The organism is Rhodococcus sp. S3, from assembly GCF_058211795.1.
In genome coordinates this window covers 3,934,470-3,956,138 of record NZ_CM177074.1, presented here as the reverse complement: position 1 = coordinate 3,956,138, position 21,669 = coordinate 3,934,470, and the positions used below count along the sequence as shown (strand labels likewise).

24 protein-coding genes are annotated in these 21,669 nt (G+C 69.9%); 14 read left to right on the top strand and 10 right to left on the bottom strand.

Translation table 11 applies throughout. From position 1 onward, the window contains the following. The first annotated feature begins 29 nt into the window (after nt 1–29). The 5 genes from AC0LPE_RS18325 to AC0LPE_RS18305 all read left to right on the top strand — a co-directional run bounded on the left by AC0LPE_RS18325 (nt 30) and on the right by AC0LPE_RS18305 (nt 3,950). Entirely contained in the window at nt 30–506 is a 477-nt protein-coding gene (locus AC0LPE_RS18325) for a helix-turn-helix domain-containing protein (protein WP_051033041.1), read from the top strand. Continuing rightward, on the top strand, nt 503–1,429 hold the full coding sequence (locus AC0LPE_RS18320; protein WP_088897042.1) for a heparin-binding hemagglutinin: 927 nt from the start codon (nt 503–505) through the stop codon (nt 1,427–1,429). Before AC0LPE_RS18325 ends, AC0LPE_RS18320 begins: the two co-directional genes overlap by 4 nt. A 64-nt stretch (nt 1,430–1,493) precedes the next feature. Further along, a complete protein-coding gene (locus AC0LPE_RS18315) occupies nt 1,494–1,784 on the top strand; it encodes a DUF2516 family protein (RefSeq protein WP_024101750.1) in 291 nt (96 codons plus the stop codon). Between the two features lie 164 nt (nt 1,785–1,948). Continuing rightward, complete coding sequence (locus AC0LPE_RS18310; protein WP_490604930.1) at nt 1,949–2,872, top strand: AurF N-oxygenase family protein; 924 nt, start codon at nt 1,949–1,951, stop codon at nt 2,870–2,872. 40 nt (nt 2,873–2,912) lie between these two features. Then, nucleotides 2,913–3,950, top strand: coding sequence for an alpha/beta fold hydrolase (locus tag AC0LPE_RS18305; protein ID WP_490604929.1), 1,038 nt, complete (start codon nt 2,913–2,915; stop codon nt 3,948–3,950). Between the two features lie 66 nt (nt 3,951–4,016). Here the strand turns inward: AC0LPE_RS18305 and purU are convergent, their stop codons facing one another. The 3 genes from purU to AC0LPE_RS18290 all read right to left on the bottom strand — a co-directional run bounded on the left by purU (nt 4,017) and on the right by AC0LPE_RS18290 (nt 6,401). Further along, nucleotides 4,017–4,904: a formyltetrahydrofolate deformylase gene (purU, locus tag AC0LPE_RS18300; RefSeq protein WP_016693701.1), complete on the bottom strand. Its 888-nt coding sequence runs from the start codon at nt 4,902–4,904 to the stop codon at nt 4,017–4,019. A gap of 76 nt (nt 4,905–4,980) precedes the next feature. Continuing rightward, on the bottom strand, nt 4,981–5,871 hold the full coding sequence (locus AC0LPE_RS18295; RefSeq protein WP_088897045.1) for a class I SAM-dependent methyltransferase: 891 nt from the start codon (nt 5,869–5,871) through the stop codon (nt 4,981–4,983). Next, nucleotides 5,868–6,401, bottom strand: a complete 534-nt coding sequence (locus tag AC0LPE_RS18290; RefSeq protein WP_160875299.1) for a GNAT family N-acetyltransferase — start codon at nt 6,399–6,401, stop codon at nt 5,868–5,870. Before AC0LPE_RS18290 ends, AC0LPE_RS18295 begins: the two co-directional genes overlap by 4 nt. 117 nt (nt 6,402–6,518) lie before the next feature. Here AC0LPE_RS18290 and deoC point away from each other — a divergent pair, with 117 nt between their 5' ends. Beyond that, complete coding sequence (deoC, locus tag AC0LPE_RS18285) at nt 6,519–7,184, top strand: deoxyribose-phosphate aldolase (protein ID WP_490604928.1); 666 nt, start codon at nt 6,519–6,521, stop codon at nt 7,182–7,184. A 36-nt stretch (nt 7,185–7,220) separates the two neighbouring features. Here the strand turns inward: deoC and AC0LPE_RS18280 are convergent, their stop codons facing one another. Then, nucleotides 7,221–7,970 (bottom strand): LmeA family phospholipid-binding protein, encoded by a 750-nt coding sequence (locus tag AC0LPE_RS18280; RefSeq protein ID WP_088897047.1) that lies wholly within the window; start codon nt 7,968–7,970, stop codon nt 7,221–7,223. 104 nt (nt 7,971–8,074) lie between these two features. On the opposite strand from AC0LPE_RS18280, the gene AC0LPE_RS18275 reads away from it, so the two are divergent. After that, the gene (locus AC0LPE_RS18275) at nt 8,075–8,692 is read left to right on the top strand and encodes a type IV toxin-antitoxin system AbiEi family antitoxin domain-containing protein (RefSeq protein WP_490604927.1); all 618 of its coding nucleotides are present in this window, start codon (nt 8,075–8,077) and stop codon (nt 8,690–8,692) included. 11 nt (nt 8,693–8,703) lie between these two features. Here AC0LPE_RS18275 and AC0LPE_RS18270 read toward each other — a convergent pair whose 3' ends face one another. The 3 genes from AC0LPE_RS18270 to AC0LPE_RS18260 all read right to left on the bottom strand — a co-directional run bounded on the left by AC0LPE_RS18270 (nt 8,704) and on the right by AC0LPE_RS18260 (nt 10,624). Beyond that, nucleotides 8,704–9,534 (bottom strand): SAM-dependent methyltransferase, encoded by an 831-nt coding sequence (locus AC0LPE_RS18270; protein ID WP_088897049.1) that lies wholly within the window; start codon nt 9,532–9,534, stop codon nt 8,704–8,706. A gap of 3 nt (nt 9,535–9,537) precedes the next feature. Beyond that, a complete protein-coding gene (locus AC0LPE_RS18265) occupies nt 9,538–10,038 on the bottom strand; it encodes a DUF2505 domain-containing protein (RefSeq protein ID WP_088897050.1) in 501 nt (166 codons plus the stop codon). A 76-nt stretch (nt 10,039–10,114) separates the two neighbouring features. Continuing rightward, complete coding sequence (locus AC0LPE_RS18260; protein ID WP_016693708.1) at nt 10,115–10,624, bottom strand: DUF2505 domain-containing protein; 510 nt, start codon at nt 10,622–10,624, stop codon at nt 10,115–10,117. A 23-nt stretch (nt 10,625–10,647) separates the two neighbouring features. Between AC0LPE_RS18260 and AC0LPE_RS18255 the strand changes: the two genes are divergently transcribed. Continuing rightward, nucleotides 10,648–11,742, top strand: coding sequence for a UDP-N-acetylmuramate dehydrogenase (locus tag AC0LPE_RS18255; RefSeq protein ID WP_145693259.1), 1,095 nt, complete (start codon nt 10,648–10,650; stop codon nt 11,740–11,742). Between the two features lie 16 nt (nt 11,743–11,758). Here the strand turns inward: AC0LPE_RS18255 and AC0LPE_RS18250 are convergent, their stop codons facing one another. Continuing rightward, nucleotides 11,759–12,793, bottom strand: coding sequence for a DUF2804 family protein (locus AC0LPE_RS18250; RefSeq protein WP_160875289.1), 1,035 nt, complete (start codon nt 12,791–12,793; stop codon nt 11,759–11,761). A gap of 64 nt (nt 12,794–12,857) precedes the next feature. Then, complete coding sequence (locus tag AC0LPE_RS18245) at nt 12,858–13,607, bottom strand: SDR family NAD(P)-dependent oxidoreductase (protein ID WP_088897052.1); 750 nt, start codon at nt 13,605–13,607, stop codon at nt 12,858–12,860. Nucleotides 13,608–13,690: 83 nt separating this feature from the next. Between AC0LPE_RS18245 and AC0LPE_RS18240 the strand changes: the two genes are divergently transcribed. Both AC0LPE_RS18240 and AC0LPE_RS18235 read left to right on the top strand, forming a co-directional pair. After that, complete coding sequence (locus tag AC0LPE_RS18240; protein WP_088897053.1) at nt 13,691–14,368, top strand: TetR/AcrR family transcriptional regulator; 678 nt, start codon at nt 13,691–13,693, stop codon at nt 14,366–14,368. Between the two features lie 283 nt (nt 14,369–14,651). Next, nucleotides 14,652–15,977, top strand: a complete 1,326-nt coding sequence (locus AC0LPE_RS18235) for an ROK family transcriptional regulator (protein WP_088897054.1) — start codon at nt 14,652–14,654, stop codon at nt 15,975–15,977. Between the two features lie 16 nt (nt 15,978–15,993). Here the strand turns inward: AC0LPE_RS18235 and AC0LPE_RS18230 are convergent, their stop codons facing one another. After that, entirely contained in the window at nt 15,994–17,088 is a 1,095-nt protein-coding gene (locus tag AC0LPE_RS18230; protein WP_088897055.1) for a tocopherol cyclase family protein, read from the bottom strand. 184 nt (nt 17,089–17,272) lie between these two features. Between AC0LPE_RS18230 and AC0LPE_RS18225 the strand changes: the two genes are divergently transcribed. From AC0LPE_RS18225 to AC0LPE_RS18210, 4 genes are read left to right on the top strand one after another with little or no spacing between them, the layout of a single operon-like run. Next, nucleotides 17,273–18,466, top strand: a complete 1,194-nt coding sequence (locus tag AC0LPE_RS18225; protein WP_145693262.1) for an MFS transporter — start codon at nt 17,273–17,275, stop codon at nt 18,464–18,466. A 5-nt stretch (nt 18,467–18,471) separates the two neighbouring features. After that, nucleotides 18,472–19,374, top strand: coding sequence for an alpha/beta fold hydrolase (locus AC0LPE_RS18220; RefSeq protein ID WP_229565360.1), 903 nt, complete (start codon nt 18,472–18,474; stop codon nt 19,372–19,374). Continuing rightward, nucleotides 19,371–20,705, top strand: a complete 1,335-nt coding sequence (mshA, locus tag AC0LPE_RS18215; protein WP_452586009.1) for a D-inositol-3-phosphate glycosyltransferase — start codon at nt 19,371–19,373, stop codon at nt 20,703–20,705. Before AC0LPE_RS18220 ends, mshA begins: the two co-directional genes overlap by 4 nt. Next, on the top strand, nt 20,702–21,256 hold the full coding sequence (locus tag AC0LPE_RS18210) for a type III secretion system chaperone family protein (protein ID WP_016693718.1): 555 nt from the start codon (nt 20,702–20,704) through the stop codon (nt 21,254–21,256). The genes mshA and AC0LPE_RS18210 overlap by 4 nt, the downstream gene beginning before the upstream one ends. The last annotated feature ends 413 nt before the right edge of the window (nt 21,257–21,669 follow it).

Sequence of the window (21,669 nt, the reverse complement as noted above, 5' to 3'; positions counted from 1 at the left end):
AGCTAGCACCTGTCCGTAGAGTGGTCGGTGTGTCCACGGAACCAGATCCGATCGAGGGCTCGGACACGCCGGACGACAGCGCGGGACCGGGGGATCTCGCCGCCCGGGTGGTCAACAACGCCGCCCAGGACATCGGCGCCTTCATCCGGTCGCAACGCGAGGCTGCACAGGTCTCGCTCCGGCAGTTGTCGCAACTGGCCGGTGTCAGCAACCCGTATCTGAGCCAGATCGAACGCGGACTGCGCAAGCCGTCCGCCGAAGTTCTCGCCCAGATCGCCAAGGGGTTGCGGCTCTCGGCAGAGGTCCTCTACGTGCGAGCGGGGATCCTCGAGCATCGAGCGGAGAGCGCCGTGCGCGACGCGGTGCTCGTCGACACCGTTCTCACCGAGCGGCAGAAGCAGGTCCTGCTCGACATCTACGACTCGTTCTGCCGGGAGAACCAGCAGAACACCGGCGATGCCCGGCCCGACCATCCGACAGACTTCGACGAGGAGAAATCTTCATGACCGATCCCACCAGCATCCGTACCTCCCTCTACGCCGCGGTCGGTGCCGGCGACGCCGTCGTCCAGGCCGTCGCAGACCTCGTGGCCCAGGCGCGCCGACGTGCGGAGACCAACCGCAACGAGGTGGCCGAGCGCGTCGAGACCGCCCGCGACCGCTTCGCGACCCTGCCCGCCGATCTCACCGAGACCGTCGAGTCCCTCCGCGAGCGCCTCGCCGAACTCCCGGCCGAGCTGCCCGAGGAGATCGCGGAGCTGCGCGAGCGTTTCAGCGCCGAGGAACTGCGCAAGGTCGCCGAGGCGTACCTGAAGGTCGCATCCGACCTCTACACCGCACTCGCCGAGCGCGGTGAGGAGACGATGGAGCGTCTGCGCTCCCAGCCGGCCCTCGAGGACGGCCTCGGTCGCGCCGAAGCCGTACTCGGCGACGCTGCCGACCTCACCGAGGAAGCACTCGGGACGGTTGCCCGTCGGACCCGCGAGGTCGGCGAGCAGGCCGCGAAGCTCGCGGGTCGCGCGGCCGGTCGCATCTCCGAGACGAGCGACGAGGTGAGCGAGGCCGTGTCCGACGCCGGCGACAAGGCCGCCGAGCGCGTCGTCGAGCTCGGTGAGCGTGCCGAGGAGACCGGCTCCGAGACCGCCGGCCGGGTCGAGTCGGCCCGCGGCGACGTCCGCGAGGCGGCCGACAAGGCTGCGGAGAAGGTCGAGTCGGTGGCCACCCCGGTCGAGCCGGTCGAGGTCACCCCCACCAAGGCTCCGGCCAAGAAGGCTCCCGCCAAGACCCCGGCGAAGGTCCCGGCCAAGACGGTTGCCAAGACGCCCGCCGCCAAGGCTCCGGCCAAGACCGCCGCGAAGACCCCGGCGAAGGCTCCGGCCAAGAAGACCCCTGCCAAGAAGGCGGCTCCGCGCAAGACCAGCGGCTCCTGACCTGCAGCGATCGGTCGGCCCTCGTGCGAACTCGCACGGGGGCCGATTCTCGTAGACTGGTGTGGTGACGAATGTCGATTCACTTGCCGGTCTGATCATCCTCGCGCTGCAGATCATCGCCATCGCCGGGGCGGGATTCGCGTTGTTCCACGTCGTGCGTCAGCCCGCCGAGGCGTTTCCGGCCGTCGACAAGCTGACCAAGCCCGTCTGGCTCGGCATCCTCGTGGCTGCGCTGCTCGTCCTCGTCGTCTTCGGCGCGGTGGGTCTGCTCGGGATCATCGCGGTCGTCGCGGTGTGCGTGTACCTCGTGGACGTCCGCCCGCGGGTCGAGGAGGTCCAGCGCCCTCGGTGGTGACCGCTTCGCGGTGATGACTGCGGGGTCCGAACTCCGCGGTGGTGATCAGGGAGGTCCGTCGTCCTCGGTGGTAGGGCGGGTGGGCCTCCCTTTCGCTTGACAAGTGTGATCCAGATAATGACACTTCGGGTAACGGATAATTTTCCGAGACGAGGTGGTCGGCGATGACGCTCCTGCGAAAGCACGACAGCCTGCCTGGTGAACATTCCACGGATCACCGGCAGGAAACCGCGCAACGCCTGCTCGATTCGTCGGCGCGGCTCTCCTACGATCCCGGGCTCGAGATCGACTGGGACGCGCCGCTCGTGGACGGCAAGTACGGCATGACCCCCGAGTGGTGCAGTCTCTACGGCACCGACCTGTGGGAACGCATGTCGGAGGACCAGCGCATCACCCTCACAAAACACGAGGCCGCGAGCATCGCCGGCACCGGGATCTGGTTCGAGATGATCCTCATGCAGATGCTCGTGCGCGATCTCTACCGGCACGATCCGGCAACCCCCTACGTGCAGTTCGGGCTCACCGAGATCGCCGACGAATGCCGGCACTCGATCATGTTCGCGCGGTCGGCGCAGCGATACGGCATCCCCTCCTACCGGCCCAAGCGCTGGATCCGCGAGACCGGCCGGCTGTTCAAGGCCGTCGCGCGCGGCGCCCTCGCCTACGGCGGCACCTTGTTCGCCGAGGAGATCCTCGACATGATGCAGCGCGACTTCGCGCGCGACGAGCGGGTGCAGCCCATCACCCGGACGGTGAGCCACGTCCACGTCGTGGAGGAGTCGCGGCACATCCGCTACGCCCGCGAGGAAACCCGCAGGCGCTCGGCCCGGCTCGGTCGTCTCGAGCGGGCATGGATCCGGATCCACCTCGGGGTGAGCGCGTACTTCGTCGTCACCAGCCTCGTGAACGACCAGGTCTACGCCGCTGCCGGACTCGACGTCGCCGAAGCGAGGAAGGCCGCGCAGGAGAACAGGCACTACCACGACAAGCTCCGCCAGGGCACTCGCCGCACGGTCGAGTTCCTCGACGAAGTGGGGCTGATCGGCGGTCCGTCCACTCTGCTTCTGCGTCGCGCGCGCGTCCTGTGACGTCGCGCTGCTCCACCGAACCGACAGGAGAATCCCACCCGTGAGAAAGCCGTCCCCGACCACGTCGATCGCCGCGGGCTCGATCGTCCTCGCTGCCGCGGCGACCACCGCCGTGCTCGTCCGCCGGCGTCGTCGGACGGTCGTCCGTACCGAGGACGTCGCGCCGCACGAACTGCTGCGCGAACCGGAACTCGAACCCGAGATCCTCGACGTCCGCGCCGAGGACGGTGCCCGCCTGAACGTGCTCGCCTACGGCGACGCGGACGCTCCCGTCCTGGTGTTCTGCCACGGCTGGACGTGCAATGCCGCGTACTGGACCCCGCAGATCAACGCGTTCGCGGAGAACTACCGGGTGGTGGTCTACGACCAGCGCGGGCACGGCGACAGCGAGGCCGGGGCACGGCCGCTGGGAGCCGACGTGCTCGCCGACGATCTGCAGGCGGTCCTCGACGCCGTGGTCCGGCCCGGCGCGAAGGCCGTACTCACCGGTCACAGCATGGGCGGGATGAGCATCATCGCGTGGGCCGAGAAGTACCCGGAGAACGTCGACCGCACGGTCGCGGGAGTGCTGCTCGCGAGCACCGGCACCGACCGGCTGGTCGCCGATTCGGCGATCGTGCCGCTGCCGCAACGCTTCCCGCGGGTACCGGTGCCCGTCGCAAGTCGGCTCATGGGTGCGACGGTTCCGCTGACCGCGTCCCCGGTGACGACCCGGGCCCTGCGCTACGTCGCCCTGTCACCGGGCGCGAGCGCCGCGGAGGTGCGGTTCTGCGAGAAGATCGTCCTCGGCTGCCCGCCGCGGACACGGGGCGGCTGGGGCAGGGCCCTGAGCGCCCTCGACATCCGTGAGGGCCTGCACAACCTCACCGTGCCGACGACGGTGCTGGTCGGCACCGCCGACCGTCTCACCCCGCCCGTCCACGCCCGTCGTCTCGCCGAGGAACTCGAACGAGCGGGCAACCTCGAACGGCTGGTGGTGCTCGACGGCGTCGGCCACATGAGTTCGGTCGAAGCGATCGACCGGTTCGACGAGGAGCTCGCGCACCTCGTCGAACGAGCCGGCGTGCCCGTCGGCTGAGCCGATCGTTCACGCACGAAAACCGGTCCATCCCCTCGCGGGTGGGCCGGTTTCGGCTCCGGGGATCTACCGGAAGACGACGGTCTTGCTGTCGTGCACCAGCACCCGGTCCTCGAGGTGCCAGCGCAGACCGCGTGAGAGGACCAGCTTCTCCACGTCGCGGCCCTGCCGGACCATGTCGCTGACGCTGTCGCTGTGACTGACGCGGATGACGTCCTGCTCGATGATCGGGCCCGCGTCGAGTTCGGCGGTGACGTAGTGGCAGGTCGCGCCGATGAGCTTCACACCGCGCGTGAAGGCCTGATGGTAGGGCCGTGCGCCGATGAACGACGGCAGGAAGCTGTGGTGGATGTTGATCGCCCGGCCGGCCCAGTGCTCGCACAGCTCCTCCGGGAGCACCTGCATGAACCGGGCGAGGACCACCGCGTGCGGGTCGTGGGAGTCGACGAGCTTGCGGACCTGCTCGAAGGCCGGTCCGCGCTCGGCGGGATCCTTCGGGAACGACACGTAGTGGAAGGTGATGCCGTGCCGCTGCGCGACCGGTTCGAGATCGCGATGGTTACCGATCACGGCGCAGATCTCGGCGTCGAGTTCCCCTGCGGCGACCCGCCCGAGGATGTCGTGCAGGCAGTGCCCTTCCTTGCTCACGAGCAGCACGACGCGCTTGCGCTTGCCCGTGTCGGACAGTGTCCATTCGGTCTGCGGGCCGATGTCGGCGGCGACGCTCGCGAACTTCTCGCGCAGCTCGTCGAGGCCGAACGGGATCGACGACGCCCGGACGGCCTGGCGGGTGAAGAACCAGCCGGTGTCCTGGTCGGCGTGGTAGGCCGCCTCGACGATCGAACCGCCGACCTCCGCGAGGAAGGTCGCGATGCGGGCGACGATCCCGGTGGTGTCCGGGCAGCCCAGGGTCAGAACGTAACGTCGATCGTCGGCGGATGAGGCGAGCGTCATGCCCCGATTGTCTCAGGTGACACACGGCGTCCTACTTCCGGTCGGCTCTGCTCCCGGTAGACCCTGCCGTCGGTCGTCAGCCCGAGACCGGAGGACGTCGAACGGTGCCCGTGGCGACGAGGGTGGTCGCGTCGATCGTGTGCAGTCCGCGAGCGGTGACCTCTTCGGCGATCTGCTGCCGCACCGACGCCACCTGCCCGGAGTCGAGCCCGGCAAGCACCCCGCGCAGACCGGTGCCCGTCACCAGCGACCAGCACAACTCGTCCGTCGCCGGAAGATGATTCGACAGGGTGCGGACCTCCACGGAATCGGTTCCGGCATCCGCGATCCACGCCTCGAGGGTGTCCGGCGTGTCGATCCGGTGCAGCGGTGTGCGATCGCGCAGGGCGCCGCGTTCGCGCAGTTCGGGGGAGTGGCGCGACGCGACGTCGAACACGATCGACGAGAACTCCTCCATCGCGCCGTGTCGCCAGACCGTCACGCCGGCGCGTCCGCCCTGCCGCACGAGCGAGACCAGACGCCAGAAGGTGCGGTCCATGTCCGGGAGGAAGAACACGCCGTAGGAGATCGACAGCACGTCGTAGCCGGCGTCGGGTACGTCCGACGGCGCCTCCCACTGCGAGGCGTCCGCACAGACGAATTCGATGTTCTTCAGGCCGCGGCGTTCCGCGGTCAGGCGGCCGTGTTCGAGCATCTCGTCGGCGATGTCGACGCCGTGGACGAGACCCTCGGGTCCGACGGCTGCGGCGGCGGGAAGCGCGGACGATCCCGTTCCGCAACACACGTCGAGCACCGCCTCGCCGGGAGAGACGCCGAGCTGGAAGACCAGAGCCTGCCCGGCCGGTCCCCAGACCGTCGGGGTCAACTCGTCGAAATCACTGCTCGCCGCGTCGAAGGTGCGTGCGGTCTCGGCTGGATCGGCCCGGACATCGGAGGCGGCCCGGACATTCTCGGGATCGTCGTTCATGCCGGCTCCTCGAGAGCGTAGAACGGCTCGGCATACCGGAAGGCACCCCGCAGCTCGGGATCGTGTGCCGTGAGCGCCCGCGCCTGGAAATGGGACGTCCACTCCTCGACGTCCGGGGAGATCCCGAGTTCGGCGGCGGGCACGAAACCGAAACGGGGGTAGTAGTCGGGATGCCCGAGCAGGAGCACGAGCGACTCGTCCAGAGCGTCCGCCGCTCCGAGCACGGCGTGCATGAGAGCGCCGCCCACACCGGAGCGCTGCGAATCGGGACGGACACCGAGCGGACCGAGGCCCAGGGCAGGAGTGCTGCCGACATGACCGCGAGTGGCGACGACGTGACCGACGATCGTGCCCGAGGCGTCCTCGGCCACGAGCGACAACGGGGGCAGCCACGCGTCGCTCGCCCGCAACGACGCGACGAGACCGGGTTCGACCGGCTCGCAGCCCTCCGGGGCGAACGGCGCGAAGGCAGCGCGGTGCACGTCGGCGATAGCAGGGACGTCGGCGGGGAGTTCTCGGCGGATCAGCACGCGATCATTGTGGGTGGCGGAGGGGACCGCGCGCGAGCGGATTACCGAAGCCGCGATGCGGTGCCGGACGATAGGCGGTGCCGGACGGTCGGGCCCGCCGTGTGGGAAGCTGCAGTCATGTCCGGAACCCCGTTGACCCGCGCGCAGGTCGCGTCGATGATCGACCACACCCTCCTCAAACCCGAAGCGTCCTCACAGGACGTGCGGGCCCTCGTCGACGAAGCCGTCGAGCTCGGCGTGTATGCGGTGTGCGTGTCGCCGTCGATGCTGCCCCTGCGGGCCGAGGGGGTCACGGTCGCGACGGTCGTCGGTTTCCCGTCGGGCAAGCACCATTCGCTCATCAAGGGCGCCGAGGCGCGACTCGCCGTCGACGAGGGTGCACGCGAGATCGACATGGTGATCGACGTGGGCGCAGCGGTGGCCGGGGACTACAACGCCGTCCTCGCCGACATCCTCACCGTGCGCGAAGCGATCGGGTTCGACCCGGTCCTCAAGGTCATCATCGAATCCGCCGTGCTCTCCGACGAGGCGATCGTCGAGGTGTGCCGCGCCGCGGAGAAGGCCGGGGCGAACTTCGTGAAGACCTCCACCGGCTTCCATCCCGCGGGCGGCGCCTCCACCCACGCGGTCGCGCTCATGGCGGAGACGGTGGGCGGCCGGCTCGGCGTCAAGGCGAGCGGCGGAATCCGCACCGCCGAGGACGCGATCGCGATGATCGACGCCGGGGCCACGCGCCTCGGGTTGTCCGGTAGTCGCGCGGTCCTCGACGGTCTGCAGAGCTGAGCAGCTCTCGACGGTCTGCCGGACCGGCCTCCTCGGTCACGACAGGAGGCCGCAGCTGCCCTCCTGCTGTTGCTGTTGTCCCTGCGGGGCCTCCGGCAGCACGAAGCGGCCACCCTCGAGGCGGAGATCGATACCGGCGTCGGTGACGTTCACTTCGGTGGCCTGCATCCCCAGCGGGTACTGCTGCAGACCCGAGGTCAGGATCTCCACGACGCCGTCGACGAGGGCCGTCGGGAGCCCGATGCCGAGGATCGTCGCGTCCGTCGTCTCGACCGTCACCACGCCGCCGTTCACCACCGGTCGCGCGGTGAACTCCGCAAGACCCTGACCGCCGACCGTGAACGTCAGGGTGCCCGCGTTCTCGTCGGCCGTGACGTCGGTGACGAGGCCACCGACCGGCTGGCTCTGCACGGTCGCGAGGATCCCGGAGGTCGGCCACGACACGTCGGCACTCGAGCTGCCGATGGTGCCGGCGCCCTCGGCGGAGTCGCGCAGGTCGACATCGTTGACCTCGGCGTGCACCTGCATCTGCTGGGCCGGACCGAAGGCGGTGTCGTCGCTGTCGAGGGCGACCGAGGGAACCTGCCGGTCGAGCAGCTGCAGCAGCACCGGCTTCCAGCTCAGGTCGACGTCGACTCCCGTGCCGAGCTCGCTCTCGAAGGACTGGGCGAGGCAGGTCGTCGCGCGGTTGCGGACGTACACCTCCGCGCCCACCAGGACTGCGACCAGCGCCGCGACGAGAACGACGGCGATCGTGACGGTGCGGTTGCGCTTCCGTTGCGTCATGGTCGCCGATTCTTCCGGAAGACACTGAGGATCGACTGAGCACACGGCCGCCGGATGAGGAAAATATGTGAGGTGTACCACATTCGTCGGCTACGCTGGGCGCCATGACAGGGTGGACGGATTCAGGTTACGACGCAACCGGGCGGGCCGATGCCGACGACTCGCTGCGGCGCCTCGCCGCCACGCAAGCCGGGTTCTTCACCGCACGCCAGGCCGTCGGTCACGGAATAGCAGCTCACGACTTCGCGGAACGCATCGAGGCGGGACTGTGGATCCGCGTCGAGACCGAGCTGTTCCGCCTCAGCGACAGCCCACGGACGAAGTTCGACGAGTTCGCCCAGTGGTGCACCTGGTACGAGGGGGAAGCGGTCGTCTCGCACCAGAGCGCCGCCGACCTGCACGGCATGGGTCACCTCCAGCCGCGCTTCCTGCACCTGTCCACCCCCGACCAGCGCACCGTGCCGAGCAACCGGCTCGCGCTGCACCACCGGACGCTGGCGGAGGAGGACTGCGAGGTCGTCGGGGCCTTCCGGATCACCACTCCCGCCCGCACCGCGGTCGACCTCGCGGCCGGTGGCGTGTCCCAGGAAGTGCTCGACGAACTCGTCGGCGACGCGATCGCGCTCGGCCGGGTCGACTCCGACCAGCTGCACGCCGCGGTGGCGAACCAGCCGGCCGCGGTGGTCGACCGGATCGAGCTCGCGCTCCTCGCCGCGGGCTGACCGACGGGGTCTCAGACCGCGACGAGCGCAGTTCCTCGGCCGACTCGCTCGGATGCGACAGGTGCGCCGGTGGGCGCGACCGCGTCCCACGGCACCGTCAGCACGCAGTCGCGCAGACGGCGGCGGGGCGGGGACACCGGGAAGCCCTGATCCCGCAGCAGCTCGAGCGTCGCCTTCCACCGGATCCGCGGCCCGAACGCCGCGTGCGGAGCGCTCGTCGCCCACGCCCGGTCGGCCGCGCGGAGCAGCGCGTGGATCGGCTCACCCGGGACGTTCCGGTGGATCAGCGCCTTCGGCAGCCGTTCGGCGACGTCGGACGGTCTCTCCACGTGGAACGGGCTCCACGCCAGGGTCAGCGAACGGGGACCGTGCTCGTCGAGGAGCACCCAGGCGCAGCGCCTGCCCAGCTCGTCGCACGTGCCGTCGATGAGCAGGCCGCCGGGAGCGAGGCCGGAACGCAGGCGCGCCCACGCCGGTTCGACGGCTTCCTCCGGATACTGCCGGAGCACGTTGAAGGCCCGGACCAGGGTCGGGCGCAGGCCCGCGAGCTCGAAACCGCCCCGGGCGAACTCGACACCGTCGCGGCCCGGGACCACACGGTCCGGATCGATCTCGAGACCGACCACACGCAGATCGCTGCGGACCCGACGCAGCCGCGCGGCGAGTTCGAGGGTCGTCACCGGCATGGCGCCGTAACCCAGATCGACCACCAGCGGGTCGGTGGCGTGCGTCAACGCCCTCGTGATGTGGGGATCGTGCATCGCCCAGCGGTCGCTGCGGCGCAGCCTGTTGATGCCGGTGGTGCCGCGCGTGACGACACCGACGGGTCCTCGATTCCGCACGCGCTACCGACCGGCGAGCCAGTCGGCGGTGATGGCCGCTTCGGTGCGGAACACGTCGACGAGATTGGTGAGGATGAGTTCTTCGAGCTTGCCGCCGACGAACGGGATGTGCACCTTGGCCTCGGAGGTGGTGCGGAGCGTGGCACCGTGATCGTCGCCGAAGAGGTCCATCGTGCCGGTGAGACTGCCCGGACCGCCGGGGATCGACGCCTGGTAGGTGCCGGTCGCGCGGTCGGTGAACGGCCCGTAGGTCTCCTTGCGCGTGATGACCATGTCCTTCTTGATCACCGTGCGGGCGATCTCCGGCAGGTCGGAACGCGGCAGGACGTGGTGCAACACCAGCGCGATGCCCGTTTCGGAGACCGTGAACTCGCGGACGTGGTTCTCCGAGTACTTGCGCATCTCGGTCATCCGCGCTTCCCAGTGATCGGGGTCGGCGAGAGCCTCGTACACCCGCTCCGGTGGATGAGGGAAGCGGGCGGAGTAGTCGATACGCCGTGCCACGACCGGCCAGGTTACCGCGCCGGACGGCCTCTCCGGAAATCGCGATCGTCCACGGGGGAGCCCCGCGGGCGTGCGATCAGGCCGAGTGGTCCCCGTTCAACCACTGCTCGGTGAAGGTGCGCTCCGCGTCGAACAGCTCGACGAGTTGCTCGACGATCATGCCCTCGATCTTGGAACCGAGGAACGGGATCTTCACCTCGACGGTGCCGTCGATGACGACGGACGAACCCGTCCCGTCGGCGATGAGGGTCATCCCCCCGGTGACCTCGCCGGGCATGCCGTCGACGTGGGCCGAGAACCTGCCCTCGGCGCGACCGTCGGCGAACGCACCCCACGCCTCGTGACGCCGGATGACGAGATCGCCCGGGCGCAGGCTCGTGACCATGCTCGGCAGGTGCTCGGCCGGGATGGCCTGGTGGAGGTCGAGCTCGATGGTGCCGTCGCCGGTGTCGGCGCGTTCGACGGCCGCACCCGGGCCCCCGACCTCACGCAGCCGGGTCTGCCAGTACTGCGGATCGACGAACGCCGCGTGGACCGCAGCAGGCGGGGACGAGTAGTTCGCAGTGTGGTCGATAGGGCTGCCCATACCGGGCACGCTACCGTTTGCTGGTGCTTGATCCACGTACCAGGGCCCGGCTCGTCGAAACGGGAGCCACGGTGTCCGAGCAGGTGTCGCTGTCGGAATTCACGACCCTCCGGCTCGGCGGCCCCGCCCGGTATCTCGTCGAATGCACGTCCACCGCGTCGTTGATCGAGGTCGTGCGCCTGCTCGACGAGCAGAGGGTGCCGTTGCTGCTCCTCGCGGGCGGCTCCAACCTCGTCATCGGCGACGACGGTTTCGATGGCGTCGTGGTCCGTGTCGCGACCACCGGTGTCGACCTCCGCGACGACCACGTCCGGGTGGACGCGGGAGCCGAATGGGACGCCGTCGTCGCGGCCACCGTGGACGCCGGCCTCGGCGGCCTCGAATGTCTGTCGGGCATCCCGGGCTCCGCGGGAGCGACGCCGGTGCAGAACGTCGGGGCGTACGGCGTCGAGGTCGGTTCGATCCTGCGCCGCGTCCGCCTGCTCGACCGCGCCACCGGGCAGGACTCGTGGGTCGGCCCCGAGGCCCTCGGTCTCGGTTACCGGACCAGCATCCTCAAGCACACCGATGCGGCGGTCGTCCTCGAGGTGGAACTGGACGTGCGGAGCGACGGTTCCTCCGCACCCCTGGCGTACCGGGAGCTCGCGGTCGCGCTGGGTGCGGAGGAGGGCGAACGCCGGCCGGCGGACCAGGTCCGCGAGCACGTCCTCGCGCTGCGCCGCAGCAAGGGCATGGTGCTCGACGCCGACGACCACGACACCTGGAGCGCCGGATCGTTCTTCACGAACCCCGTCGTCCCCGACGACCGCCTGCCGCAGGTGCTCGCGGTCATCGCGGAAAAGGTGGGGGAGGACGTGCGGATCCCGCAGTTCCCCGCGGACGGCGGCACCAAGTTGTCGGCCGGATGGCTCATCGAGCGGGCCGGTTTCGCGAAGGGTTTCCCCGCCGCCGACGCACCGGCACGGTTGTCGACGAAGCACACGCTGGCGCTCACCAACAGGGGAGCGGCATCGGCGGCGGATCTCGTGGCGCTGGCGCGGACGGTACGCGACGGTGTCGAGGACGCCTTCGGGGTGCGTCTGCATCCCGAACCCGTCACCGTGAACTGCGCGATCTGACGGACGGCTCGGGCCGTCACCAGCGGTTGCGGACCTCCTCCGCGAAGCCGAGCAGGTTCTCGATCTCGAGCCGGGTGCCGTCGTCGAGCACGACACTGCCGGTGAACCGCCCGAAGACCTGGTGCTGCGTGGACCGCACGAGCAGGGCGTTCACGTCGGCCGCGCGGTCGAGGATCGGTTCGAACTCCATCTCGAACCGCTCGTCGTTGCTGGTGAACCGCCACGGCGCCCCGTCGTAGGTGTCGCGGGGCAGGTGGAAGTGCACGCGGTCGAGCTTGTGCGCCACACCGTCGTGGAAGAGCATGTTCTCGCTCGCCGCGGTGGTGTCGCCGAAGCCGTGGCCGATGTTGAACCCGAACCGCACACCCTCGTGGATCCCCGAGGCCGACCCCCAGTACCAGGTGTTGTCGTAGGTCCACACCCCGCGACCCCAGTCGAACACCCCGAACGCGGTGGCGGGATCGAAGACCAGATCGCGCCCACCCACGGTGATCGTGCCCTGCGCGGGCAGGCAGTTGATCTTCTGGTTGTAGTAGAAGGCCTTCGGCGCGCGGGGGAAGGGTGTCGCGATCACCATCCGGTCGTCCGCCGGCTGCGTGAGCACGAGTTCTCCGGACAGTCCGCGCCCACCGCCGAAACGGGGATGGTCGACGATCAGCCGCCGCGAGAGCCCCTCGTGGTGGTACTCGATGCGGAGTCCGCCGTGCTCGACGACGACATCGCCGCCGTCGGCGGTGTGCGGCAGGCGCATCCGGCCGAGCGGGAAGGGGACGAGGGCGTTCTCCGTGGTCTCGGAGCGACCCGCGAGGTCGAGCACGCTGACTCCGAGGAGCCCCATGTAACCGTTGTCGGCGACGGTCAGCGCGATCCCGAACGGTCCGTCCACCCCGTCGGACAGAACGCAGTAGTAGTCCCACTCCTTGATGCGGAACCGCGGCGCCGCGACCCGCTGCCGGTCGTAGGTGCGGACCTCGGAGGTGTTCCAGCCGGCTTCGGCGAGCACTCCGTCGTCGTCGAGCAGCGGGCCGGGCGCGAGGCGTCGTTGGCGCATAGTCCGGGACAGTACCGACGGTGGTGGACGCGAGCGTCCCGCCGCGCCCACCACCGTGACGGGATCACTCGGTGACGCGGTGGAACCGGCCGGCGTTGGCCTGGTCGCGAGGCTTGACGATGATCTGGTCGAGGTTGACGTGCGACGGACGGGACGCGACGAAGCCGATGATCTCGGCGATGTCCTGGGCGACGAGCGGGGTGATGCCCTCGTACACCTTGTCGGCCCGATCCTTGTCGCCCTCGAAGCGCACCAGCGAGAACTCGGTCTCGACGGCGCCCGGCGCGATCTCGGTGAGACGGACGGGCTGTCCGAGCAGTTCGCCGCGCAGCGTGCGGTGCAGGACGGCCTGCGCGTGCTTCGCGGAGGTGTAACCGGCGCCGTTGTCGTAGGCCTCGAAGGCCGCGACCGAGGTGATGGTGACGATCAGGCCGTCGCCCGAGGCGATGAGCTTGGGGATCAGCGCCTTGGTGATGCGCATGGTGCCGATGACGTTGGTCTCCCACATCCAGCGCCAGTCGTCCTCGACGGCCTCGGCCACCGGTGCGAGCCCCTTGGCGCCCCCGGCGTTGTTGACCAGCACGTCGACCCGCGGCAGCACCGTGGTGAATGCGTCGACCGAATCCTCGTCGGTGACGTCGAGCTCGAGGGCGGTGCCGCCGATCTCGTCGGCGAGCTTCTGCAGTCGGTCGAGTCGGCGTGCGCCCACCACGACGTGGAAGCCCTGTGCGGCGAGCGTGCGGGCGGTCGCCTCGCCGATTCCGGAGGAGGCTCCGGTGACGACGGCGACGCGGGAATCGGGAGAGATGCTCATGGGGGCAATCGTAGTGTCGGGCACCGGATGACGCCCCACCTCCCGGCCTGCGAAGTCCCCTCCGTGCGGCTACCCTGCGGCGTATGACCACCACCCGCGGTCGATACAGCTCGGGAGAACAGACCCGGATCCGGCTCGTCGAGGCCGCCGAGCGGCTCTTCGCCCGCCGCGGATACGACGGGGTCACCCTCGCCGACATCCGCAAGGCCGCCGGACAGCACAACTCCTCGGTGGTCGGGTACTACTTCGGCACCAAGGAGGGACTGCTCGAGGCGGTCTTCTCCCACCGGTTGCCCGCCCTGAACTCCCAGCGGGAAGCGCTTCTCGCCGAGATGCTGCGGACGCGGGAGACCCTCTCGGTCCGCGACCTGCTGTGGGTGATCATCCGCCCCCTGGCCGGCACGCTCGGCCGCACCAACCACTACGTCGCCTTCCTCGACCGGCTGTCGAACCACGACCGGTTCGCCGAGTGCTTCCGCGTCACCGGACCGACGGGAACCGAGAGCGGCCGCCGGTCCGACACCGCGCTGCGGACCCTGCTCGGGCCGCTGCCCGACGACATCGCCGGGCAACGTCTGCGACTGGTCTACTCCGGCACCGTCGGTGCGCTGGCGCGATGTCATCGTGCGGGCGAATCACCCACCACGGCCGAACTCGCCGCGCTCGTCGACGCGTGGGAGGCATTGCTGCTCGCCCCGGTGTCGGCGGAGACCGCGCAGGCGCGCGGGGATGTGCGGGAAGGTTTCCCACCGGGTCGGTGAGGATTGGACACGGCGCGGTCGGGGCGATAGTTTGATCGACATGTCAGTCGGCCACACCTCCGCACCGCGGGTCACCTACGTGACCGCCGCGCTGGGATCACGGCTGCCTCTGGCGCGCGAACTCTGTTGTCGCTGCTGCGGAAAGTAACTCCGCACCGATCCCGCCCCTCGTCGTGCGGGTCCGTCTCCGATCGTGTTCTCCACGCCGGGGTCTCGGTGCGCCGATCGTCTCCCGCCCGTTCTCCGGTCATCACGTCCGGATCAGCAGCCAAGGATCAGCGCCGTGTCGGTTCCCACTCTCTCGCCGTCCGTTTCCCTTCCCTCGCGGTCGTCCGCGCCCCGCCGCGCCACCGGCTCCGCCGTCCGTGGATCCACGCGTGCGACGGTCGTCCGTCCCCGCACCTCCCGTGTGTCGAGCCCGGTCAGGATCGTTCCGCCGGACCTGCGTATCGCCGACGGTACCGGGGCGTCGGTCTTCCGTGTCGCCGCCAACCGCGGCCCCGTCTCGCGCGACGTGATCGCGAAGGTCACCGGTGCGAGCATCGCCACCGTCAACCGTCAGGTGTCGGCCCTGCTCTCGGCCGGTCTGCTGCGTGAGCGCGCCGACCTCACCGAACCCGGCGCCGTCGGCCGACCGCGCGTTCCCGTCGAGGTCGACCACGAGCGGTACCTGACGGTCGGCATCCACATCGGTGCCGTCACCACCGGCATCGTCGCGAGCGACCTGCGCGGACGCATCATCGGCGCCGTCGAGGTCCCCACGCCGACCGGCGACCAGGACGCCGCGCTCGCGTCGATCACCGCGAGCGCCAAGGCCTTCGCCGCACGGTGGCACCGCCGCACCCCGCTGTGGGTGGGCGTCGCACTCGGCGGGCGGGTGGACTCGAACACCGCCGTCGTCACGCACCCGCGGCTCGGCTGGGTCGACGCCCGGGTCGGCGCGATCGTCGGTGGCGGTATGGGACTGCCGGTCTCGGTGGCCGCGCACGTCGAGGCGATGGCCGCCTCCGAACTGCTCCTCACTCCCGATCGCGACGCCCCCGAGGCCAAGGACACCGGCCTGTACTTCTACGTTCGTGAGACGGCCGGTGTGGCAATCACTTTCGACGGTAAGGTGCACACCCCTGCCGGCGGTCCGGGCTCGGTGACGCATTTCCCCACCGGTTCGTCGGCGCGGTGCTCATGCGGCGGCACGGGCTGCCTCGAAGCGACGGTGAGCGACCGGGCGGTCGTACAGCGCGCCGTGGCCGAGGGCATCCTCACCGACCGCGACGCCACCATCGGGTCGCTCTACCGCCTCGCACGGGACGGATCCGAGGCCGCGCACGGTCTGCTCGTCGAGCGGGCCACGGTGCTCGGCCGCACCGTCGGAATGCTGCGCGACCTGTTCAACCCCGACCGTGTGATCCTCGGCGGACAGGCCTTCACCGAGTACCCGGCCGCGGTCCCGCACGTCGCCCGCGCGTTCGCCGCGTCGACCACCCTGCCGCGCAAGGACATCCGCATCACCGGCTTCGGCAACCGGGTGCAGGCCCATGCCGCGGGGGTCGTCTCGCTCAGCTCGTTGTTCTCGGATCCGATCGCGGCGATGAAGCGCACCGAGCTCTGACGGAGCCCCGCCGGCTTCACACGATCGGTGGGGCGTCCGTCGCGTCCGCAGCGGCACCCCGCCGATCGAGTTCGGCCCGGGCCCGGTCGAGCCCGCCGTGTTCGAGTGCGGCCGAGTGCGATTCGTCGGCCCACACCAGTTTCCCGCGTTCGTGGACCGTCACGGTCATGCGACCGCCGAGATGTTCGATCGAACCGGCGACGTTCCGTCGTTCCGCGGGGAGGGGGACCGGCAGGACGTGCGCCGCTCCGATCGGTGAACTCCCCGAGATCTCCACGCTCCAGCGGGCATTGCGTCCGCGCAGGTGCCAGCTCTCGTCGGTGACCGTCGCCCGTACCGGGGACGTGACGGGATTGCCCAGTCGCACCACGCGCCCGTCGGGCAACGCGACGACGACCGCCGTGACCTCCGTGCGCAGCGGACCCGAGTGCACCTGCCCACCGGCGAACGCCACACACGCCTGCGGGTCGGCGAATCCCTGCGCCTGACCCCACCACCACGATTCGGGGAAACCTCCCTTGCCCCAGTTCTTCTCGCCGTAGACCTGTGATCCGGTCAGATCCCACTTCTCGTCGCCGAGGATCGCATGGCCCTCCACCCGGCCGCCGAGCAGCCAGGAATGCCAGTACTGGTTGAGGCCGGGGACGGAATGGAAGACGCTCGACGCGCCGAAGCGGCGTCGCGGCCAGGGCCGCAGATCCGACAGCCGGATGTCGAGACGGGCGTCGTCGCCGAGATCCATCCACACGCGTTCGCTGTCGCCGCAGAAGACGTCGCCGGCCGATGCGCCGAGCCGGTCGGGCTCGGCGGCGGCTACCGGATGCGCGGCGGTGCGCAGGAAACCCCTGGGATGGGCGGCCAGGCCGAGGGTCGCCCAGTGCGAGCCCGGTCCTGCCGAGTCGTCCGCACGGTTGACCCCGCACAGGGCGATGACGACGCGGTCGGTTCCGGGCTGGGTGAAGCGCCAGAAGTAACCCTCCATCGCGACACCGTGCGCGGCGAGCGGATTCCCGAAGGGCAGATCCGCTCCCGATGCGCGGTAGCGGGCCCACAGACTCCTCGGTGAGAGTTCCTTCGGTGAGAGCCGTCCGTGTCGTTCGTGCACCGCCATTCCCGCTCCGTTCCGTCGATCCGTCCTGTCCGTTCTCCGGATGTACCCAGCATGGCCGTTCCCGTCACGGAACGTGCGGAATCGGGCAGCGATGTGCGGGCGCGGGAGGTACCTGCACCCGGCGCGGTCGGTCGGCCATAACGTTGACCGGACCGGATCTGACCGAAGAGAACGCGAGAAGTACGTGACAGGAGAGAAGGGCGGCTCGTACCGCGAGTTGTTCGCAGCGCCGGGCGCAGCCGCGTTCTGCCTGGCGGGATTCGTGGCACGCCTGCCGATCGCGATGGTCGGGATCGGCATCGTCACGATGTTCTCCCAGCTCGAGGGGAACTACGCCGTCGGCGGCGCACTGTCCGCGGTGTTCGCGCTGTCGTACGCCGTGCTCACCCCGCTCGTCTCCCGCGCGGTCGACCGGTACGGCCAGCGGCGGGTCCTCCCCACGGCGGCGGCCGTCAGCGCGGTCGCCACCCTCGCGATGCTCGCCGGCGTCCGATTCGAGGTGCCCACGATATGGCTGTTCGTCTGCGGGATCCCGGCGGGACTCATGCCCACGATCGGGGCGATGGTGCGGGCGCGGTGGACGCAGCTCTACGGCGGCACTCCACGACTGCGCACCGCCTTCGCGCTCGAAGCGGTGGTCGACGAGCTGTGCTTCATCGTCGGCCCCGTCCTGTCGGTGGGCCTGAGCGTGGCGGTCTTCCCCGAGGCAGGCCCGCTGCTCGGCGCGGTCCTGCTGCTCGTCGGCACCCTCGCCCTCGCGGCGCTGCGCAGCACGGAACCTCCCGTGCAACCGAACACCGACGGCCGTGCGCGGACGAACATCCTGCGCATGCCCGTCCTCCTGTCCATCGTCGTGGTGATGGTCGCGATGGGTGTGGTCTTCGGGGTGATCGACGTCGCGGCCGTCGCGTTCACGGCCGAACAGGACTCCCCGGGATCGGCCACCTTCGCGCTCGCACTGTTCGCGACGGGTTCGGCGTTGAGCGGCCTGGTCTTCGGGAGCCGGGTGGGCTCGAATGCCCCGACCCGCCAGTTGTTCGTCGCCACCGGCACTCTCGCCGTCCTGCTGTGCCCGTTGCTGCTCGCCGGTTCGGTGCCGATGCTCACGGTGCTGTACTTCGTTGCCGGATGTGCGATCTCGCCCATCATGATCGTGGCGACGTCGCTGACGCAGCAGATCGTGCCGCCCGACCGGCTCACCGAGAGCATCACATGGACGGTCGCGGGTCTCGGCGTCGGTGTCGCCGCGGGTTCTGCGCTGGTGGGACAGGTCATCGACCGGACCGATGCCGGCACCGGCTATCTCGTGGCGGTCGCCGCGGGCATCCTCGCGGTCACCTGTGCCGGCGGGATCCATGTGCGGGCACGGTTAGAGTGACGCGCATGGCAGTTCGTGAAGTGGCCGGTATCGACGGCACCTCCCTCGTGTATCGCGTATTCGGCTCCGAGTCGGCACCGGTTCTGGTGCTGCTCCACGGGTGGGCGCAGTCGTCGCGGTGCTGGGGCGACGGGGTTCTCGACGCACTCGCCCGCGACTTCCGTGTGGTCGCCGTCGACCTGCGCGGACACGGTTATTCGCAGGCCCCCGAGACCGGATACGCCGATCGCAACCTGTGGGCCGGCGACCTCGCCGCGGTGCTCGCCGCCGAGAACGTCTCCGAGACGAACCCGGCGGTGCTGCTCGGCTGGTCCTACGGCGGCCTGGTGATCTGCGACTATCTCGCCGAACACGGCGCGGGGGCCGTCGCCGGCCTCGTCCTCGTGGGTGCCATCACGAGCATCGGCCGCGGTGAGAAGGGCGGACGCGTCGGTGCCTCGATGCGTGCCGCGATCCCCGCCGCGATGTCGGAGGACCCGAAGGAAGCGGTGCGTGCGCTCGGCTCCTTCGGCAACGCCCTCACCGGTCCCGTCGTCGAGGGCAGCGCTCTCCTCGAAGGCAAGGGTGCGGTGTCACAGGCCCTGTTCGGCGCGAGCCTGTCCACCCCGCCCCGGGTCCGTGCGGCGCTGTTCGACCGTGCGGTGGGCAACGACGAGCTGCTCGCCGGCCTGGACGTGCCGGTTCTCCTCCTGCACGGCGACGCCGACTCGGTCGTCGACGTCTCCGTGGCGCACCATGCGGCGTCGCTGCTGCGCCGCGCCACGACCTCGATCTGGCAGGGCGTCGACCACGGTCCGTTCGTCGAGGATCCCGACCGGTTCGTGTCGGAGGTCGGCGAGTTCGCTCGAGCTGCGACGGCGGAGGCGGCGACACGCGAAGATCGGCAGCAGGGCAGTATGGAGGGGTGACGTCCCAGCCCAGCCGCCCGCACCGCGTGGCCGTGATCTCGGTCCACACCTCGCCGCTGGCGCAGCCCGGAACCGGGGACGCAGGCGGTATGAACGTGTACGTCCTGCAGACCGCCGTCGAGCTCGCGCGTCGCGGCGTCGAAGTCGAGATCTTCACCCGTGCGACCTCGTCGGCCGATCCGGCCGTCCAGCAGGCCGCGCCGGGGGTGCTCGTCCGCAACATCGAGGCCGGCCCGTTCGAAGGACTCGACAAACACGACCTGCCGACGCAGCTGTGTGCGTTCGCCGCGGGCGTGTTGCGCGAGGAGGCACGGCACCCGCAGGGCTACTACGACCTGGTGCACTCGCACTACTGGTTGTCGGGGCAGGTCGGCTGGCTCGCCCGCGACCGCTGGGGCGTGCCGCTCGTGCACACCGCCCATACGCTCGCCGCGGTGAAGAACGCCTCGCTCGCCGAGGGCGACACCCCCGAACCCGCGGCCCGGCAGATCGGGGAGCAGCAGGTCGTCGCGGAGTCCGATCGCCTGGTCGCCAACACCGCCGACGAGGCGGGGCAGCTCGAACGTATCTACGGGGCCGATCCCGCAAAGATCGACGTCGTCGCTCCGGGCGCCGACCTGAACCGCTACCGGCCCGGCGACCGCGCGGCCGCCCGTGCCGAACTCGGACTCGACCCGCGCGAGACCGTCGTGGCGTTCGTGGGCCGCATCCAGCCGCTCAAAGCTCCCGACGTGCTGCTCGAAGCCGCAGCGCGGGCACTCGCCGACGACCCCGGCATGCCGCTGCGGGTCCTGGTGGTGGGAGGCCCGTCGGGAACGGGTCTCGAGCGCCCCGACGCGCTCATCGAACTCGCATCCGCACTGGGTATCGCGTCGCGGGTCACCTTCCTCCCGCCGCAGCCGCCCGACCGTCTCGTCCAGGTCTACCGTGCTGCGGATCTCGTTGCGGTGCCGAGTTATTCGGAGTCCTTCGGTCTCGTCGCGATCGAGGCGCAGGCCTGCGGCACGCCCGTGCTGGCCGCGAACGTCGGTGGTCTCGGGGTCGCCGTGCGCGACGGGGAGACCGGCATGCTCGTCGACGGGCACCGCATCGACGACTGGGCGACGGCGCTGCGTTCCCTCGTCGGTGATCCGGATCGTCTCGCCCGGTTCGCGGCGACCGCGCCCGTGCATGCGGAGTCCTTCTCGTGGGAACACACCGCGGAAGGACTGCTCGACAGCTATCGGCGGGCCGGGATGCGCCGCAACCGCACCTTCGGTACCGGTGAGCATTCGCTGCGACGGCAGCGTGGAGTGTGGAAGTTGCGACGGACGAGGGGAGTCACGGCATGAGCGACCGGCTCATCGAACTGATCGATTCGACGCTGCGCGATCGCGAGCTCGAGTTCTCCGTCAAGGAGGGCGGGCACTTCGTCGTCGAGCTCCCGGGCGAGAAGAAGCTCAAGACGACCACGTTGCTCAGCGTCGGACAGCACGGTGTGCGGGTCGAGGCGTTCGTGTGCCGCAAGCCGGACGAGAACTTCGAATCGGTGTACCGCTACCTGCTGCGCCGCAACCGGCGCCTCTACGGCGTGGCGTACACGCTCGACAAGGTCGGCGACATCTATCTGGTGGGACGTATCGCCGCGCACGCAGTGACCCCCGAGGAGATCGACGCGGTCCTCGGGCAGGTCCTCGAGGCGGCCGACTACGATTTCAACATCATCCTCGGTATCGGGTTCATCACGTCGATCAAGCGTGAATGGGAATGGCGGGTCTCGCGCGGCGAGCCGCTGCGCAATCTCGAGCCCTTCCGTCACCTCATCGAGGAGGAGACCGGTACGCCGTTCGAACCCGATGTGGACGACGACGAACCCGAGGATCGGCGCGAAGCGAACGGGTGACGGCGTCGCCGAACACCGTTACCGCGCCGTGAGCATGTCCGGTTGGAGAGGTCTGCACGGCCGTATCGTGTGACCATCACCACAATCGAAATCCGCTGGAAACGTCCGGGAAACGGTGCGTTCCCGCGAAGCGACCTGGGGTTTTGTCGATCGCCGGTCCGGTTTCTCGCACAGCCGTACCGGAAAATCGACCCGTGACCTCGCCGTGATGAACCCTTACCGTCGATGTAGGCCCGATACCGACGGGCGTTACACACCGGCCCCGCAGCCGCTCGTTCCACCCCGCGGGATTGTCGGATCCACAACCTGCCGAGGGGTGGAGCGAGAGAGCGACCGGGCGTGCGCCAGCACCGCACCGTGTTGCCGGCACCGACCGTCCAGCCCACATGTGGCGGACCCATTGCGTCGGGGGC

Bases quoted from the DNA above. Each gene is read 5' to 3' on its own strand.
- AC0LPE_RS18275 (WP_490604927.1), top strand. From the start codon at position 8,075: ATGACAGGGTGGACGGATTCAGGTTACGACGCAACCGGGCGGGCCGAT.
- AC0LPE_RS18295 (WP_088897045.1), bottom strand. From the start codon at position 5,871: ATGAACGACGATCCCGAGAATGTCCGGGCCGCCTCCGATGTCCGGGCC.
- purU (WP_016693701.1), bottom strand. From the start codon at position 4,904: ATGACGCTCGCCTCATCCGCCGACGATCGACGTTACGTTCTGACCCTG.
- AC0LPE_RS18310 (WP_490604930.1), top strand. From the start codon at position 1,949: ATGACGCTCCTGCGAAAGCACGACAGCCTGCCTGGTGAACATTCCACG.
- AC0LPE_RS18260 (WP_016693708.1), bottom strand. From the start codon at position 10,624: ATGGGCAGCCCTATCGACCACACTGCGAACTACTCGTCCCCGCCTGCT.
- AC0LPE_RS18220 (WP_229565360.1), top strand. From the start codon at position 18,472: ATGGCAGTTCGTGAAGTGGCCGGTATCGACGGCACCTCCCTCGTGTAT.
- AC0LPE_RS18230 (WP_088897055.1), bottom strand. From the start codon at position 17,088: ATGGCGGTGCACGAACGACACGGACGGCTCTCACCGAAGGAACTCTCA.
- AC0LPE_RS18320 (WP_088897042.1), top strand. From the start codon at position 503: ATGACCGATCCCACCAGCATCCGTACCTCCCTCTACGCCGCGGTCGGT.
- AC0LPE_RS18280 (WP_088897047.1), bottom strand. From the start codon at position 7,970: ATGACGCAACGGAAGCGCAACCGCACCGTCACGATCGCCGTCGTTCTC.
- AC0LPE_RS18250 (WP_160875289.1), bottom strand. From the start codon at position 12,793: ATGCGCCAACGACGCCTCGCGCCCGGCCCGCTGCTCGACGACGACGGA.
- AC0LPE_RS18210 (WP_016693718.1), top strand. From the start codon at position 20,702: ATGAGCGACCGGCTCATCGAACTGATCGATTCGACGCTGCGCGATCGC.
- deoC (WP_490604928.1), top strand. From the start codon at position 6,519: ATGTCCGGAACCCCGTTGACCCGCGCGCAGGTCGCGTCGATGATCGAC.
- AC0LPE_RS18240 (WP_088897053.1), top strand. From the start codon at position 13,691: ATGACCACCACCCGCGGTCGATACAGCTCGGGAGAACAGACCCGGATC.
- AC0LPE_RS18245 (WP_088897052.1), bottom strand. From the start codon at position 13,607: ATGAGCATCTCTCCCGATTCCCGCGTCGCCGTCGTCACCGGAGCCTCC.